Genomic DNA, 17215 nt, shown 5'->3' with positions numbered 1-17215 from the left:
GGATTTTTAAAATTTATGTACGTGTTTAGCTTTGCTAAACAATTTAAAATTTACAATTAAACAAAGCGATTTCTGGCTCTTTAGCATAAAGGAAGCTCAACACATATTAGGGAAGCTCAACACATACGCTGGTTTTGATATTGATATTCCTGTTTGTTAAACAATACATAGTTATAAAATTTTGGGATTTAAGGTTTTATTTCAGTATACTCATCTTTTTTAACCAAATCTTGCTCAGTTTATGCCTAACATAAAAACTTGTTATAACCTAAGTAGATACCTGTTTTTTATAAAAACCTTTTAAAAAGCTTCAATATTCCTTGTTTCCACCTAACTCTATGAGTAATCCCAGATTTCGGGATTTCATCGCAATGCTTGAGATACCATTTGTATGACCTTATTAAAGCATCGCTATTGCTATACTTTGGCAACCAGCCAAGTTTCTCTATTTTTTCAATAGAGACAAAGGAATCCTTATCTGCTGTTTCATAGACCCATTTATAGATTGGAGAGAGTTTAAAAATCCAGAATAATTGAAGGAGAGATTTTATCAATCGCGCTGGTGTTTTCATAACAGATGCTTTGCTTTTAGCAAAATCACATAAAGCAGACAGGTCTTCTTTTACTGTTTTAAATTCCTTTGCTCCTACATTAAAGGTATCATTTGCCTTGTTTTCTTCTAATGTCAAAAGGAGGTTTATTGCGTCAACAAGGTCTTCTACATCAAGGAGTTGATATCTATTGTTTCCATCTCCTATAACAGGAATTTTCTTTCCAGAGTTTATCCAGTCATATAGAATCTGGAATATGCCCAATCTAGCCTCTCCAATAAATGTCTTTGGACGAACAATAGGCACGCATAGCCCCTTTTTCCTATATTCTTCACATATCCTCTCTGCCTCTATCTTTGAAATAGCGTATGGACCTATGCCAACAAGTAAGTCATCTTCGTATATTGGATGTTTTTCTGGCGCTCCATATACAGCGGTTGAGGAGATATAGATCACTCTATTTATTCCATTCTCCATAGCGGCGATAAGGACATTTTTTGTTCCATCAATGGTTGTTGTAAGAATATCCTTCTCTTTCCATAATGGCAAAGCAGAAGCACTATGAATAACAAGGGAATCTTTTGTAAAAAGCTTCTTTAATAGAGAAAGGTTTCTAACATCAGCATTGAAATACCTAACATTTTTTGGATATTCAGAAGGGTCTATTGGTGCAATATCTATGATGAGAATTTCCTCATATTTATCAGAGAGCTTATTACATAAATGGTATCCTAAAAAACCTGCTCCACCTGTTATAATGAGATTCATAATCTTTTTAAAGATTATAGCAATTTTATGAACATAAAAGCAAATTTATTTTACTTGAGTAATTGCGTTTTTTTCTTTATGTTGTTTAAGTAAAAGCCAGAGCATAAATTCACCCTGCTTTATCTTTCTAAAATTATTATCCTTAAATTCATAAGACCTTTTAAATGTGTATGTTGTATCATAAAGAAGCCCAAAATGTGATTTTCCATCTACACTTAAAATAATGGAATTCTTCCCCTTTTTTAATGATTTTATTGGGATTGAAAAGCCAAAACCCTTAACCAGACCTTGTGTTGACATACCCAATCTTAGAGGAAGAGAGAAGCTATCATTGATTTTAATGGTTAAGATGCCTGGAAATTCATCAAGGCAATACTTAAAACCTATTTCTGCTTCTTTGTATAAAGAGAGGTCTTCTGTAATAATAATCTCTTTTTTTATAGCCTCCTTATCAGAAAAGATAACAGCATTTCCTCCCCTCCAATCATTGCTTGCATCCTTAATTATAGTATAACCCTTTTCTTGAATGTGAATGCCCTCTGGATGGATAAATGGAAAAAAGGAGGAATAAACCTCTTTATTCCAGACAAGAAGAAAAGAAAAAAGAAAAACTGGGAATAAAAGCAAGATTTTTTTATAATCCATTTTTAAAATTTTCTCGTAAAACCAAAGAATAGAAAAAGAAGAAAAAATAATAAGCGAGGGAAGAAAAACAATTTTATGCCTAGCCATGATTGAAAATATTATGGTAGAGATTGTAAAAGAGAGAATATATAAGTTAAGGAGAAGGCATTCCCTTTTTCTTAATGACAAGAATATTCCAAATAAAGCCAATGGTCCAATTGTTCCAAAGCCTATAAAAAATGGAAGTTTCATAATAGATGACCAGCTTTTCATTTGCTCATAGTTCATATTGTTTGCAATCTCAAATGCACCCCAGAATAAAAAGAATTTACGAATAGTAAGGTTTATAAACATCTTTGGTTTTTCCTTAATAAATCTTATAACATCCTCTATAAGTGCTTTATCTCCTATCTCTTTTATCCTTTTTTCTAGCTTTGGAGAAAATGGTGGTTGGGCATATGTTCCATCAGCCCTTTCGTTATTTCCAACCCAAAGGTTTATAGGACCATTGCCTGAGACTAAGAGGAATTTACCCGATGCACAATAATTTGCTATAGTTACAGGCGAAATAAAAAGAAGGGTAAATAGAGAAAGTAAAGAAAAGCTCAAAATAGCTTTTTTCTTTAAAACAAAAATCATCCATAGAAAGATAAAGGGTAAAAAAAGCAAAATATTTGCCCTTGAAATGGTTGATAATCCCAAGAAAAGACCAGAAAGAAATATATTTTTAAAACAGGGTTCTTTTTCTATTTTAAGAAGAAAAAATAAGGATATTATATTTAAAAAACCTGCTAATGTCTCAAGGAGAAGAAGGCTTTCATGTAGAATAAACATATCATAAAAAGAGGCTAGGCCAAGAGAAATAATAGCGGCCTTTCTTCCAAAGACCCTGTCTCCTACAAGGAAGATAAAGAATAATGTCAAAACACCAATGATCATTTGGATAAGCCTTGCTATATAAAGGTCTGGTCCAAAGAATAAATAGATTATAGAAAGGAAATATGGATATAATGGGTTATAAAAGAAAGGAACGGGATGCTTTCCTTGAAGGATATTTTTTGCATAATTATCATAAGTAACCATATCGGTTCCATAGGGAAGGTTATAGAATGTTGGATCATTCTTTTCAATACTTTGCAGATGAATAATTCTAAAAGCAGTGCCAAGAAAGAGAAAAAAAACAACAAAAATCCATTCCTTCTTTAATGGTTTTGATGCCTTTTTAGGCTTGTTTAAAACTTTCTTTCTCTTTTGTTTCAAAGAAGATAATCCCTCCTATGAAAAAGATAATAAAAACAGGGATTATAAAATATCCAATTCTAAAATTAGCAAGAAGGATAGATAATAGACCTAGAATTATGCCAATTGTATAAAGCAACAAAACAGCCTTTATGTGTGTTAATCCAAAGGCTACCAACCTATGCGAGGTATGGTCTTTCGCTGCTTCGCTTACCTTAGCCTTTCTCATCATCCTTGATATTGTAACAAGGGTTGTATCAAATATGGGAATGCCTAAAATAATAATGGGAATAATCCAGCTAAAGGAAATATCATCAGAAAATCTTAGCTTTATTCCAATAATGCTTAAGATAAAGCCAATAAACATAGAGCCTGTATCTCCCATAAAGATTTTTGCAGGCTTGAAATTATACCTTAAAAACCCAAGGCAGGATCCACAAAGGGCAATGGATAAAGAGCCTACCAGATATTGACCCCCTATTGCAGAAAGAACAAAGAAGAAGAAAGATGCAATCCCTGCTATCCCAACAGATAAGCCATCCATATTATCCAATAGATTAAAGGCATTTGTAATCCCAACAACCCATAAAAATGTAAAGGGAATATCAATATTTGGATTGTTTGTAAAGGATATGCTTGTTCCGAAGATTATTATAAGCCATGTTGCCAGTATTTGGAAAGAAAGCTTTAAAAATGGAGGAAAACCTCTTATATCATCTATAAGCCCAACAAGGATAATTAAAATGGAAGAAAGAATTACAGCAATTATCTCGCCCGATGGTTTTGAAAATAAAGAAAAAACAAGAAGAAAGACAATTGCAATTACAAAGCCGCCGAGTAAGGGAATAGGTTCTAAATGTATCTTTCTTCCAGATGGAAGATCAACAATATTAAACTTTAAAGCAATCTTTCTAATTATTGGCGTTCCAATTAAAGCACCAAAGAGAGAGGCAAGAAATATCCAAAGATAAATTGAGAAGGTCATAACCTTATGATCTTTTCTTTATTTTCTATACCATTTGTTGCATTCCTTGTATCTATAACAAGGTCTGCCGATTGGACAATATCTTTATAATTATAAGAAGAATGGTCTGTTGCAATAACAACGCAATCCATATCTTTTAAGGTCTCTTTTGATACCTCTGTTGAGGTAAAGGCTTTATTTTTTACTGTAATAGATGGAATATAGGGGTCATTGTAAAAAAGGGATACATCTTCATCAAGTAAAAGCTCCATAATAAATTCAGATGGAGAATTTCGGTAATCATCTATATCCTTTTTAAATGCCGCACCAAGAACAAGAATTTTTGAGCCATTCATAGGCTTTTTCTTTTGATTTAAAGCAGAGGCAATAAGGGATACAACATACCTTGGCATCATAAGGTTTATCTCTGCTGCTAGCTCAATAAATTTTGTTGAAAAATCAAATTCCCTTGCTTTCCAGGAGAGATAAAATGGGTCAACGGGGATACAATGTCCACCCACACCAGGCCCTGGAGAAAATTTCATAAATCCAAATGGCTTTGTGGATGCCGCATTGATAACCTCCCAGACATCAATACCCATCCTTCTGCATAAAAGGGTAAGCTCATTTACTAATGCAATATTTACAGCCCTGAATGTATTTTCCAGCAATTTGCATAGCTCTGCTGATTTTGGGGAAGATACAGGATGAACATTTGCCTCTGATATTATCTGGGAGAACAAAAAGCAAGCAATCTCAGTGGATTTTTCTGTTAAACCTCCAACAACCTTTGGTGTATTTTTTATTGTCCAGGTTTTATTCCCAGGGTCAATCCTCTCTGGAGAAAATGCTACAAAGAAGTCAATGTCTGCCTTAAAACCTGTTTCCTCAAGAATTGGAACAACAACCTCCTCTGTTGTCCCTGGGTATGTTGTTGATTGAAGGATTATAAGCTGTCCTTTTTTTAGGCTTTCTTTTATAGAATTTGTTGCGGCAATAATATAAGAAATATCTGGTGCCTTTGCCTTTGTAAATGGTGTTGGAACGCAGATAAAGATTACATCCATCATAGAAAGACAAGAAAAATCAGCTGTTGCAGAAAGCCTCTTTTCTTTGACCAAAGATGCAATATCATCTGTTTTAATATCAGGGATATATGAAATACCCTTATTTATCTTCTCAATCTTATTCCTATCAAGCTCAAATCCAGAAACATTAAATCCAGATTGAGCAAATTCAGCTGCCAAGGGAAGGCCAACATAACCAAGCCCAATAACGCCAATTTTTGCTTTCTTTTTCTTTATTTTATTTTTTAGCCCTTCCATTTTTCATTGCTAAATATTATAATATTTAAGAAATGAAATATGCAAGGTTGGGGACGTAGTTCAACGGGAGAATGCTTCCTTGGCGTGGAAGAGGTTGTGGGTTCGATTCCCATCGTCTCCATAAGGAGGAAAAAATGAAGGAAGATGTTTATGAGGCTAAAATTAAAAGGGGGGTAGATAAATTTAAGGGAATTGCAATAATAATAGGGCTTATATTTTTGTTTTTGATATTCTTCCCTATATTTAACCCAATTGTTATTGTTGATGCAGGAAAAAGGGGGGTTATTCTAAATTTTGGGGCTGTTTCCGAAAAGGTTTTAGATGAGGGATTACATTTTAGAATCCCGATTATGCAAAGGGTAATCCAAATGGATGTTAGGGTTAATAAGGAACAGACAGATGCAGCAGCAGCATCAGCTGACCTCCAGCAAACACACTCTACTATTGCCCTTAATTATCATATCCTTCCTGATAGTGCATGGAAGGTTTATAAGACTATCGGCACTGAGTTTAAGGAAAAAATGATAGACCCGGCAATTCAGGAGGGTGTAAAGGCTATTACCGCAAAGTATACGGCTGTTGAGCTTATTACAGAGAGGGAAAAGGTAGGAGGAGAAATAAAGGAGCTGTTGAAGCAAAAATTACTACCCTATAATATTATTGTTGATGAGCTTTCCATTGTTAATTTTATGTTCTCCCAGCAATTTACAGAGGCTATTGAGTCAAAGCAAACAGCTGAGCAATTGGCTTTAAAGGCACAAAGAGACCTTGAAAGGATAAAGATAGAGGCAGAGCAGCAAGTAGCACAAGCAAAGGCAGAGGCAGAGGCTTTGAGGCTCAAAAGGGAAAACATTACAGATGACCTTATAAGATTAAGGCAAATAGAGGCAAATTTAAAGGCTATAGAAAAATGGGATGGAAGAATGCCTCAGATTACAGGTGGTGTCCTACCATTTATTGATGTAAAAAGCCTTCAATAGTTTAAGTTCCTATATTTCGCTACCTTTGCGTCGGATTATCTTATGATAGAATATATTATATCAAAAACCTTTCATAAAAGCCAATTTTTATAAATTTTATCTTCCTTTTTCTCTTGATTATTCCCCTTCCTGATCTTCAAAGGGATAAATATCCCATATTTGGTTTTGGGGTTTTTCAAAGGTAAGTTCATAATTATCCCTTCTCCTTTAGTAGCCATTGGGTTGGGGCTGAGAAGACCCAAGAGATCAAAAACCTCTTGTTGATAGCTGTCTAGTTCAGAGGGTTTTAATATCTTTTGGCCTCCAAGTAAATTGCAAAGGCTAGATTGCAAATTGTCCAATGAAAGAGAAATTGAGGTAGATTTTTAATTAAGAAAAAATTTGCAATTTAAAATTTACAATTTAAAATTTACAATTAAACAATTCGTTTCTGGCTCTTTAGCATAAAGGAAGCTCAACACATATTAGGGAGCTAAACACATACGGATTTTTTGTCAGATATTTGGGAAAACCAATTGCTTTTTAATATAACTTGTTGTAAAATTGTCTATATGGGTAATGGCAAGGTATATCTTATAGGAGCAGGGCCAGGAGACCCGGGGCTTCTTACCATAAAGGCAAAGGATGCAATTGCTAAATGCGATATAATTCTATATGATTGCCTTGTTTCAGAAGAGATAATTGAGACCTTGCCAGATAATAAAAACCTTTTGTGCGTTGGGAAAATGGGTGCGTCCCATATTATGGAGCAGGATGAGATAAATAGCCTGATTTATAACCTTGCAAGCGATGGACAGATTATTGCAAGGCTTAAGGGAGGAGACCCATTTCTCTTTGGTCGGGGAGGAGAGGAGGCATTATATCTTATGGAAAAAGGGATTGATGTTGAGATAATCTCTGGCATATCATCATCCCTTGCCTGCCCTCTTTATGCTGGGATTTCAATAACCCACAGGGATTATGCCTCTTCCTTAACAATAATAACAGGACATAGAAAAGATGACGACAAAATTAGCTGGAAGGAACTTGCAAAAGGACAGGGAACCCTTATTATTCTTATGGGCATTGAAAGGATTACCGAGATTACAAAAGCCCTTATAGAGGCAGGAAAAGACCCAAAAACACCAACCTCTGTTATAAGATGGGGCTCTCTTCCATATCAGCAAACAATAACAGGAGAATTGCAGGAAATAGGAAGGCTTGTTTCTGAAAATAATATTACGCCCCCAGGCGTTATTGTAATCGGCGATGTTGTTAAATTGAGAGAAAAGATGGCATGGTTTGAAAAAAAGCCTTTGTTTGGAAAGAAAATTCTTGTATTAAGACCAGAAGGCCAGATAGATAATCTTTCCAAAATCCTTTTTGATAAAGGTGCAGAGGTTATAAAATTTCCCATAATATCCATTGTTCCTTATAATGACCCTGCCCTTCCTTATATCCTGGAAAAAATAAATAGCTACGATTGGCTTGTCTTTACATCAACCAATGGCGTCAGGCTTTTTTTTGAAAAATTAGATGATATAAGGGGTTTTTATGGGCCAAAGATTGCTGCAATTGGAGAGAAGACAAGGGATGAGATAGCAAGGCTTAAAATTAAGGTAGATATTATGCCAGAGACATATCAACAAGAAGCATTACTTGATATGCTTTTAAAGGAAGGAATTAAGGATAAAAAGGTTCTTGTTATAAGGTCAAAAGAAGGACGGGATATTCTTATCTCAGGGATTTCCAGGAATGGCGCAAGTGTTAATACACTTATATTATATGAGGCAAAACCAACAGAAAAAGACCCAAATCCTATAAAAAGCATCATCCAAAACAACGAAATAGATGCAATCTGCTTTACAAGCCCATCCTGTGTTTCTTCCTTCCTTAAGCTAATAGGAATCTTTGATGCTAAAATTGCAAGCATAGGACCTATAACCAGCAAGGCTTTAATGGATAATGGAATTTCAGTAGATATTGTTGCCTCTACCTTTACAGATGAGGGTCTTGTTGATGCAATATGCGGGTATTATAAAAATGAGCATAAAAGAACAATTTAAGTTATTAACAAATTTTTTTGAACAGGAAAATTTTGATTATGCAGTTATCGGAGCATTCGGCCTCTATGCTTATGGATATACTAGGGCAACAAAAGATATTGATTTCATTACGAGGGTTGAATACCAGAAAATGATTGTTGAGTATCTTGAGAAAATTGGCTTTGAAACATTAAACCGTTCAGAGGGTTTTTCCAATCACCTACATCCCCTTGGACAAGTAAGGATAGATGTGGTTTATGTAGGTGGCGAAACAGCCAATACTATTTTCCAATCCACAAAGAAAAAACTTATTCTTGAAAATCTTGAAATTCCAGTAGTTAGCCCTGAACACTTAATTAGTCTAAAGCTCTTTGCAATTCAGAATGACCCTCCTAGAAAATATAAAGAGCTTGCCGATATTAAGGAGATATTCCATCTTACAAATTTTAAAAAAAATGCCTTGCAAAGACTTTTTAAGAAATATGGACTTGAAAGGTATTATGATGAAATTATAAATGAATAAAGCAAAAATTAACAGCCTTATTTTTCAATGGGACAATAAAGCCTCTAAAAAAAATCTATTTAACAAAGACAAGAAACAGCGTTCTCTTGATGAGTATTTTGATTTATTAGATGAAATTAAACCCCATAAACACGAACTCAATAGTGCTAAAATTTTTAAAACCCCTGTATATATTTTGCCAGAAAAATCTACTCTTCCTCATAGCCAGTGAACATAGCCTTTAGATGGCTTAAGGGTGTTTTTCCAAAGGTAGTTAGATAGATATGGACAGGGATAAAAAGGACAAGAGGGATAAAGGTTATAGTATGAATGGTTTAACAATATTGCTATTTGTGTGGCAATTTATATATAGCTTATCTTCCTTTGCCTTTGTAAAGCAACAAAGGATAATAAGAAGAAATAAGAATAAGTTAACATAATTATTATCAGAAAATAAGCAGCATCAAGCATTTTTGGAATTAAGAAAATAAAAATTGACAAAAAGGTTTTAGATAAAATATATTTATGTTTAAAATGTTCTTCTGGATAGAAATGGAATGTAAAGATAATAATCATTATGTTTACTAAAGTTTTTAAGGTTTTTCTCTTTCTCTTTCCTATAGTTGCATTTGTTGCAGGGATTCCTGATAGAATAAGGGTTGGAAAGGTTTCATTTTCCCACAAAAGGCATATAGAAAAAATAGGAAATTGCCAAAAATGCCACCACTTAGATTACCAAAACCCCCAGGCTTGCAATATTTGTCACGGCAAAATCGGAAATATTTTAAAACCAAAAGAGGCACACCTTAAACAATGTTTAGACTGCCACAAAAAAGAAAATATTGTTACCTCCTGTGGTGCTTGCCATATAAAGAAAAAGGAAAAACCAATTGAAATGGCTGATATTGTAATAGGTAGCATTACATTTTCTCATAAAAGGCATATAGAGATTAGTTGTAGCAAGTGCCACCATAAGGATATACCACAATCTTGCAAAAATTGCCATTTAAAACCAGAAGAATTAAATATCCCCAAACTTAAAGGGGCATATCATCAACAATGTATCCTATGCCATAAGGTAATGAAGGGGCCTGTTGAATGCAGGGATTGCCATAATATCAGACAACAAAGGAGAAAGGAATGAATAGAAGGGAATTTTTAAAAACAGGGGCTATAGGATTAGGTGGATTGGTGGGGATTAAAGGCTCGGTTTATCCCTCGGAAACAAAAGAATTTTATGGAATGCTGGTGGATACAACCCTCTGCATTGGCTGCAGTTCTTGCGAGAAGGCTTGTGCAGAAGTAAACCATCTTCCAGCACCAAATTTAGGAGATGACAAGCCAAGAGAGACAAGTATTGATGCCTTTACGGTGGTCAATAAATTCAAAATTGATAACAAAGAGATATTTGTCAAAAAGCAATGTATGCATTGCAATCAGCCAGCCTGTGCCTCTGCCTGTCTGGTTAAGGCAATGCATAAGACAGAAGAAGGACCAGTTATCTGGCGGGGTAATAAATGTCTGGGTTGCCGCTATTGTATGATTGCTTGCCCATTTGATATTCCAAAGCTTGAGTACAACAGCCTAAATCCTAAGATAAGAAAATGTGAATTTTGTTTTGAAAGGCTTAAAAAAGGGGAAAAGCCTGGCTGTGTAGATGCCTGTCCTATGGAGGCACTTATATTTGGAACAAGGAGGGAGCTTATTGAAATTGCAAGGACGAGGATATACAAAAATCCCGAAAAATATGTCCATCATATCTATGGTGAAGATGAGGCAGGAGGAACAGGCTGGCTTTATCTTGCAAGCGTTCCCTTTCAAAAATTAGGCTTTGGTGCAAATATTGGAACAACGCCATACCCTGAATATACAAAGGAGTTTTTATACAGCGTTGCCTTAATATTCTTGGTCTGGCCCTCATTTCTTGTTGGCTTACATAAGGCTTTAAAGAAAGAAGATGAAGGAGATTAAAAGGTTTATTTTATTTTTTATTTCTGAGCTAAAGCCAAAGGGAAGGCTACTTACACCATTTAATATCATTACCACGCCCATAATCCTTCTTGGCATTGCCTTAATAATCTATCGCTTTACCAATGGATTAGGAGCAATTTCAGATGAAGGCTCACAGGATTTTCCTTGGGGATTGCTGATTGGGTTTAATGTGATCACCGGGGTTGCCTTGGCAGGTGGAGGGTATGTTATTGCCTTTATGGTCTATATTCTGGGTTTAAAGAAATACCATCCTGTGGCAAGGCCTGCCATTCTTACAGCCCTTCTGGGATATTTATTCTATGCTGGCGCCCTTATGCTTGATTTAGGAAGACCCTGGAATATTATAAATCCAATGATTGGCAATTCCTTTGGAGTAAGTTCGGTTCTCTTTTTGGTTGCCTGGCATTTTTTCCTCTATATCGTTGCCCTTTTTATTGAATTTTCACCCGCAGCGGCTGAGTGGCTAGGCTATAGAAGATTAAGAAAATTCCTCGGCAGATTAGCCATTGGCGCTGTGGTTTTTGGAATTACCCTTTCAACCCTTCACCAATCAGGTCTGGGAGCTTTATTTTTACTTTGTCCAAATAAGCTTCATCCCTTGTGGTATACCAATATATGCATCTTTTTCTTTATCTCAAGTATATTTTCAGGGTTATCAATGACAATTATTATAAGCTCAATTTTTAAACAAGATGGGGATATTGTTGTAGGTTTAGGAAAACCTGCGGCGGTTTCTATGTTTGTCTATTTTGCATTAAAGCTTATAGATATTGCCCATTCAAGGCACTGGCAATATTTTCAAAGCCCAATGGGATATTTATATCTGGTTGAACTAATAGGGCTTGTTCTTGTTCCAATGGTTATGTTCACCGAAGGCGTAAGGAGAAAAGGGATTGGTTTGATTAAGGTTGCCGCTTTTATTACCGTAATCGGGGTTATTCTAAACAGGCTAAATGTTACAATGATAGCCTTTAAATGGTATTTGCCCAAACATCTTCCTTCATGGATGGAATTTGTAATTAGCCTTACAATAATTCTTACACAAATATGGGTTTTTCGCTGGATTGTCAATAGAATGCCTGTCTTAAGAGAACACAAGTGGGAAGAAAAAACCACAAATGAACACGAATAAAAAGCAGACTAAATCATTGACTTTTAAAAAATATTGATATTAAAATATCTTTATTAAGGAATGGGGTGCTTATATTGTAAAGAGGGCTTATGTATATTAGTAATTTGGAGTGGGATGATTACCGCATCAAGCATATTGCCAGGCATAATGTTAAACCTTATGAAGTGTGGGAAGTATGTGAAGACTTGTTGCATCTGGCTCATTGTGAGGGTCGTAATCGCTATCGTCTCTATGGCCAGACGGCAGAAGGTAGATACTTATTTGTCGTTTTGGAGCAAGTTGGAAAGACGGTGTATAAGCCTATCACAGCTAGGGATATGTCTGATAATGAAAAGCGAAATTATAGGAAACTAAGAAAATGAATAAGTTACAAATACCAAAATTCAAAACTTACGAAGAGGAAGCAGCATTTTGGGACAATCTTGATACCTCTTGTTTTATGGAAGATAATGGGGAATGGTTTAGGTTTGAGACACCTAACAAACGAGCAATTCGTGTTGCTATCTTGCCTGAAATTGCGGACGAACTTATACGCCGTGCCCATATCCAAAGGATATCAATTGAAACAATGATAAATGTTCTTTTGATTGAACACATCCATGAAGCTGTTGTGGACTAATCAAAAAATGTATTTTGTTTGGGCATTTCGCTAGATTGTTAACAGGATGCCAGTTTTAAGAGAAAATGAATAGCTTTGTAGATATTTATGCCACAAAGGGGATTGAATACCTTATTATCATTGGATTTCTAATCTCCTTTACCCTATTTTGGAAATACATTAACAAATAATCTTTTCCACCTATAAAAACAGAATTTCCCAATTTTTCGTTAAATCCATTAAGATGACTTTAGGATAATTAAGTCATAAGCATCTTTATAGCAGGAAGGAGAATATCATCCATTGTAATTAGCTTCATACAATTAAAATGTCCCTTTGGGCATTTTTGGGGTCCATGTGGGCTACAGGGTCGGCAAGAAATGGGCTTTTCAACAATTATGGTAGAGCTTGTTTTATAAGGACCAAAACCCATCTCAACTGTTGTAGGGCCAAAAATGACTATTGTTTTTTTATTTAAACCATAGGCTATGTGGATTGTTCCTGTATCATTCCCAATTATTAGAGAACACCTTTCAAAAAATGCAGGAAGCTCTAAAAGGCTTATTTTTCCACAGGCAATAATAGGTTTATTTCTTGCCATTGCCTGGATTTTATAGGCTTCATTTAGATCATTTGAATCCCCAAAGATAATTGCCTTTGCTTTATATTGATGCATAGCATCTATAATCTTGGCAAAGCTTTCTGGAGGCAATCTCTTTGTTTGCCAATGAGAAAAGGGAAGAAATCCTATCAAAAGGTCATCCTTCTTAATTCCCCATCTTAAAAATAAACCATCTACCTTTCTTTTCGCAGAATCATCTATAAATATATCAAGACCCCTTTCATCAGGATTGACACCAAATTCCTTTATCAAAGAGAGCTTTCTTTGTGCTTCATGGATTTTTCTGTTATAATAAACCCTGTCTGTCAAAAGAAATGAAAGGTTTGTATTAGAAAATCCTATCCTTTTTGGAATATTGGAAAGCCAGGATAAAAGGGTTGTCCTTGCTGACCTATGTGGAAGGATGGCGAGGTCAAAATTTTCTGCTTTTATTTTCTTAATAATTTTTAAATACGCAAACAATCCCCTTTCTTTTTTATCCTTATCATAGGGAATAAAATTAGAGATATAAGGATTATTTGCTAAAGCCTCACATCCAATAGGCCGTCCTAGAAAAGAAAGGGAAGAATGGGGAAATGTCTCATAAATTCCCCTTATTAGGGGTGTTGTAAGGAGGCAATCTCCAAGAAATGCTGTTTCTACAAGTAAGATTTTACTTGGATTGTATGAAAGATATGGTTTTTTATTAAGAATTGCATAAATTGCTGCCATTACATCATCCACGCTTATCATTTTCATACATTTATTATCTTCCTTGCATTTACTTCCTCCATGGAGGCTACAAGGTCTACACTTAAGGCTTTTTTCAACAACAATACCCCTTAATGGAAAGAAGCCAAAATCCCTTGTCGTTGGTCCAAAAAGGGCTACAACAGGAATATTAAGTGAATCTGCAATATGCATAGGCCCTGTATCAGGAGAGATAAAGAGAAAGCATCTTTCAATTAAGCAAGAAAGCTCTATAAGGTCTGTTTTTCCTATAAGGTCTTTTATAGGAGCCTTGCAAATGGATTTTATTTTTAAACCCAATTCCCTGTCATTTTCATTGCCAAAAAGGATAATTTGGCATCTAAATTCTTTGCTTATCTTCTCTATAAGCCTTGCATAACCATCAATGCTCCATATTTTGTTTTTATGCTGGGATTCCGGTGCTATTCCACAAATCAAGCCATCCTCTATCCCAAATTTTTCAAGGATTTCTTTTTTGTTTATTCCAGAAAGGGTAAGGGAGGGCTTAATATAGCTTATTCCTAGACTTTTAAGATTTTTGATATATCTTTCTGATATATGGGGTTTTTCCTTAAAAAGGTCAAAGTGAAAAAGAAAAAGCCATCTTTTCAGGGTATTCTTATTATAAAATATTTTTCTTTTTGCACCACTTAAAATAGAAATTAAAAAAGTCCTTGGATTTGATGAAAGGTCAACAACAAGGTCAAATTTTTCCTTTCTTATTTTCTTAATTGCTGGAAATATTTTATCAAAAGGGATTGCCTCCTCTATTCCTGGAATAAGGCTTAAAATTTTAAGATATTCATTTTTTGCAAGGAAAAATATCTTTGAGTTAGGAAACCTTTTTTTTAAAGAAGAAACAACAGAAGATGTTAAAACAATGTCTCCTAAAGAGCTTAATCTTATAAGGAGAATTTTCACATTATGGAAGGTCAGAAACGCGTTTTAAATCTTCTGGTCTTATAAGCCTTAAAACAGTTCCATCGGGAAGAACAAGCTTGCTCTCTTTTTTAAGGATAAAGGAAGCAGGGCTTGGAAATGGTGCTTTTGCAGATGATACAGGTGGCTTTGCTCTCTCTGTTTTCTTTTGTAGCCTTTCAGCAGAGGTAGAAACCTTTGTTGCCTTTTTTCTCCCTGGTTTTACCGATGTAGCCTCCCTTTTTATTGTTTTCTCTGGGCAGGATGGACATTTAGCAAATACCCCCTCTTTTCCAAAAACCAATATTGTCAAAATCAAAAAGATTTTCTTCATCCTAATTAAGTATAACCCATTTAAAGCCTTTTGTAAAGATTTATTTTAGGGTTTGCAAGGTGATTTATAAAGTTGGGATAACATACCACTCAATGCGTTGTGCGTCTGTTGCGTTATGGGTTGTGAGTCTATCGCTTTTATGAAGTTATTTCAAGCATCCTTTCAATGGATTTCCTTGCTTTATCCATTACAGGTTTCTCAAGCTCTATTTTATAAACCTCATCCTCCAATGACCATAAGACCTTTTCTAATGTTGTAAGCTTCATATTTGGGCATATTGCAAGCTCTGATGCAAGATAAAATACCTTATCTGGGTTTTCCTTTTTAAGCCTATGGATTATCCCATTCTCGGTTCCTATAATAAACTCTTTGTTTTTACTCTCCTTAATATGCTTAATCATCCCGCCTGTTCCATATACAAAGTCAGCAAGAGAAACAACATCCCGGCTGCATTCAGGATGGACAATTACCTCTGCATCTGGATGTGCCTTCTTTACCTTTAATACCCCATCTTTAATGATTTTAAGGTGTGTTGGACAGAAGCCATTCCAAAGAATAAGGTCTCTTCCTGTTTTTCGTAAGATATAATCTCCAAGCCATTTATCAGGCGTAAAGATTATTTCTTTATCCCTTGGAAGAGAATTTATAACATTTACACCATTTGCAGATGTGCAACAATAATCTGTCTCTGCTTTGATTAAAGCAGATGTATTGACATAAGAGACAACAAGTGCATTTGGATGCTCTTTTTTAAGCCTTTTCAATTCACTTACATTAATCATATCAGCCAATGGACAGCCTGCATTTATATCTGGCATCAATACCATCTTTTCTGGCGATAAAATCTTTGCTATTTCAGCCATAAAATGGACACCACAAAATACAATAATATCAGCATCTGTCTCCTTTACCCTCCTTGATAAATCCAAAGAATCACCAAGAAAATCTGCCACATCCTGAACCTCTGCTGGCTGGTAGTTATGAGAAAGAATTATGGCATTCTTTTTCTTACAAAGCTCCCTTATCTTCTTTGCAAGACTTTCATTCCCTTTGACTCTTGACTCTTGACTCTTGACTCTTGACTCATTGGTATAGACATTCATCCTCTTCCCCCTTGCAAACCCAATCATCGTTATCCCTGCTTTGTCAGCAAGGGAAATAGCCAGGTCTGTTGGCGATGACCTTGAAATAATTATTGGAATGCCAGCATTCATTGCCTTAATAACAATCTCAGAGCTTATCCTTCCCGATGTTAATATTGCCTTATCAGAAAATCCCTCATTTTTTAAGAATATAGCCCCTATTACCTTATCAATGGCATTATGCCTTCCAATATCCTCCTTAAAATCAAGAATTTTATCAGAAAAAGAAATAGCTGCTGAATGTATTCCTCCTGTTTCCTTAAATCCTTTTGACATCATTTGAAATTCCTGAATAAGCTTAAGAATTAAGGAAGAAGAAAGACAAAGCGAGGAATCTATCCTCTTTATTTTTTCTGGATGGGAGACAAAGCCTTTTCCACAACCAGATGTAAGGATGAGCTCACTTTCTCCCTTTATGTTTCCAGATACATTAACCTCTCCATTTGTGCTATTGATAGATAAAATATCATTAGCCTTTTCAATCAAACCTAAAGAAAGCAAAAATCCACAGGCTAATTCAGAAAGATGTGAAGGTGTAGCAAGAAGGGAGGCTATTTTTTTGCCATTTGCCTTAATGGTAATAGGTGCCTCAGATGCCACAAGGTCGTCAAGATGTTCCCTTTTTTTATCCTCAATCTTTAAAAGCCTTATCCTTGATTTCATAGATAAATTATACAAATTTAAGGGGTTTAAATCAAGTTGTGTAAGTTGGGTTAGAATTTGAAGGATATGAGTTTTTATTGCTGAAAAATGGTTTTAAACAGCTAAAAA

16 protein-coding genes and 1 tRNA gene are annotated in these 17215 nt (G+C 35.1%); 10 read left to right on the top strand and 7 right to left on the bottom strand.

Annotated elements, in window-relative coordinates; all coding sequences use genetic code 11:
* Window positions 1–287: 287 nt before the first annotated feature.
* From AB1630_01115 to AB1630_01100, 4 genes are read right to left on the bottom strand one after another with little or no spacing between them, the layout of a single operon-like run.
* On the bottom strand, window positions 288–1319 hold the full coding sequence (locus tag AB1630_01115) for an NAD(P)-dependent oxidoreductase (protein ID MEW6102410.1): 1032 nt from the start codon (window positions 1317–1319) through the stop codon (window positions 288–290).
* 45 nt (window positions 1320–1364) lie between these two features.
* Window positions 1365–3203, bottom strand: a complete 1839-nt coding sequence (locus AB1630_01110) for a glycosyltransferase family 39 protein (GenBank protein MEW6102409.1) — start codon at window positions 3201–3203, stop codon at window positions 1365–1367.
* The gene (locus AB1630_01105) at window positions 3166–4167 is read right to left on the bottom strand and encodes an MraY family glycosyltransferase (GenBank protein ID MEW6102408.1); all 1002 of its coding nucleotides are present in this window, start codon (window positions 4165–4167) and stop codon (window positions 3166–3168) included. Before AB1630_01105 ends, AB1630_01110 begins: the two co-directional genes overlap by 38 nt.
* Window positions 4164–5471, bottom strand: coding sequence for a nucleotide sugar dehydrogenase (locus AB1630_01100; GenBank protein MEW6102407.1), 1308 nt, complete (start codon window positions 5469–5471; stop codon window positions 4164–4166). Before AB1630_01100 ends, AB1630_01105 begins: the two co-directional genes overlap by 4 nt.
* A gap of 49 nt (window positions 5472–5520) precedes the next feature.
* Between AB1630_01100 and AB1630_01095 the strand changes: the two genes are divergently transcribed.
* The 10 genes from AB1630_01095 to AB1630_01050 all read left to right on the top strand — a co-directional run bounded on the left by AB1630_01095 (window position 5521) and on the right by AB1630_01050 (window position 12720).
* Window positions 5521–5592, top strand: a tRNA-Ala gene (locus AB1630_01095).
* 13 nt (window positions 5593–5605) lie between these two features.
* Window positions 5606–6451: a prohibitin family protein gene (locus AB1630_01090; protein MEW6102406.1), complete on the top strand. Its 846-nt coding sequence runs from the start codon at window positions 5606–5608 to the stop codon at window positions 6449–6451.
* Between the two features lie 491 nt (window positions 6452–6942).
* On the top strand, window positions 6943–8496 hold the full coding sequence (gene cobA, locus AB1630_01085) for a uroporphyrinogen-III C-methyltransferase (protein ID MEW6102405.1): 1554 nt from the start codon (window positions 6943–6945) through the stop codon (window positions 8494–8496).
* On the top strand, window positions 8474–8998 hold the full coding sequence (locus AB1630_01080; protein ID MEW6102404.1) for a nucleotidyl transferase AbiEii/AbiGii toxin family protein: 525 nt from the start codon (window positions 8474–8476) through the stop codon (window positions 8996–8998). Before cobA ends, AB1630_01080 begins: the two co-directional genes overlap by 23 nt.
* On the top strand, window positions 8991–9209 hold the full coding sequence (locus AB1630_01075) for a hypothetical protein (GenBank protein ID MEW6102403.1): 219 nt from the start codon (window positions 8991–8993) through the stop codon (window positions 9207–9209). Before AB1630_01080 ends, AB1630_01075 begins: the two co-directional genes overlap by 8 nt.
* 345 nt (window positions 9210–9554) lie before the next feature.
* Complete coding sequence (locus AB1630_01070; protein MEW6102402.1) at window positions 9555–10121, top strand: cytochrome c3 family protein; 567 nt, start codon at window positions 9555–9557, stop codon at window positions 10119–10121.
* Window positions 10118–10948 (top strand): 4Fe-4S dicluster domain-containing protein, encoded by an 831-nt coding sequence (locus AB1630_01065; GenBank protein MEW6102401.1) that lies wholly within the window; start codon window positions 10118–10120, stop codon window positions 10946–10948. Before AB1630_01070 ends, AB1630_01065 begins: the two co-directional genes overlap by 4 nt.
* A complete protein-coding gene (locus AB1630_01060; protein MEW6102400.1) occupies window positions 10935–12101 on the top strand; it encodes a hypothetical protein in 1167 nt (388 codons plus the stop codon). Before AB1630_01065 ends, AB1630_01060 begins: the two co-directional genes overlap by 14 nt.
* Before the next feature lie 89 nt (window positions 12102–12190).
* Window positions 12191–12463 (top strand): hypothetical protein, encoded by a 273-nt coding sequence (locus AB1630_01055; GenBank protein MEW6102399.1) that lies wholly within the window; start codon window positions 12191–12193, stop codon window positions 12461–12463.
* A complete protein-coding gene (locus tag AB1630_01050) occupies window positions 12460–12720 on the top strand; it encodes a CopG family antitoxin (GenBank protein MEW6102398.1) in 261 nt (86 codons plus the stop codon). Before AB1630_01055 ends, AB1630_01050 begins: the two co-directional genes overlap by 4 nt.
* 238 nt (window positions 12721–12958) lie before the next feature.
* Here AB1630_01050 and AB1630_01045 read toward each other — a convergent pair whose 3' ends face one another.
* The 3 genes from AB1630_01045 to nadA all read right to left on the bottom strand — a co-directional run bounded on the left by AB1630_01045 (window position 12959) and on the right by nadA (window position 17107).
* Complete coding sequence (locus tag AB1630_01045; protein ID MEW6102397.1) at window positions 12959–14971, bottom strand: glycosyltransferase family 9 protein; 2013 nt, start codon at window positions 14969–14971, stop codon at window positions 12959–12961.
* Between the two features lies 1 nt (window position 14972).
* Window positions 14973–15302, bottom strand: coding sequence for a hypothetical protein (locus AB1630_01040; protein ID MEW6102396.1), 330 nt, complete (start codon window positions 15300–15302; stop codon window positions 14973–14975).
* Between the two features lie 137 nt (window positions 15303–15439).
* Window positions 15440–17107 carry a quinolinate synthase NadA gene (gene nadA, locus AB1630_01035; GenBank protein ID MEW6102395.1) on the bottom strand — a complete coding sequence of 556 codons (1668 nt, stop codon included), beginning with the start codon at window positions 17105–17107 and terminating at the stop codon, window positions 15440–15442.
* Between the last annotated feature and the right edge of the window lie 108 nt (window positions 17108–17215).

It is taken from the genome of bacterium (assembly GCA_040753555.1).
Lineage (GTDB): Bacteria > UBA9089 > UBA9088 > UBA9088 > UBA9088 > JBFLYE01.
This window is presented reverse-complemented; position numbering and strand designations above follow the sequence as displayed.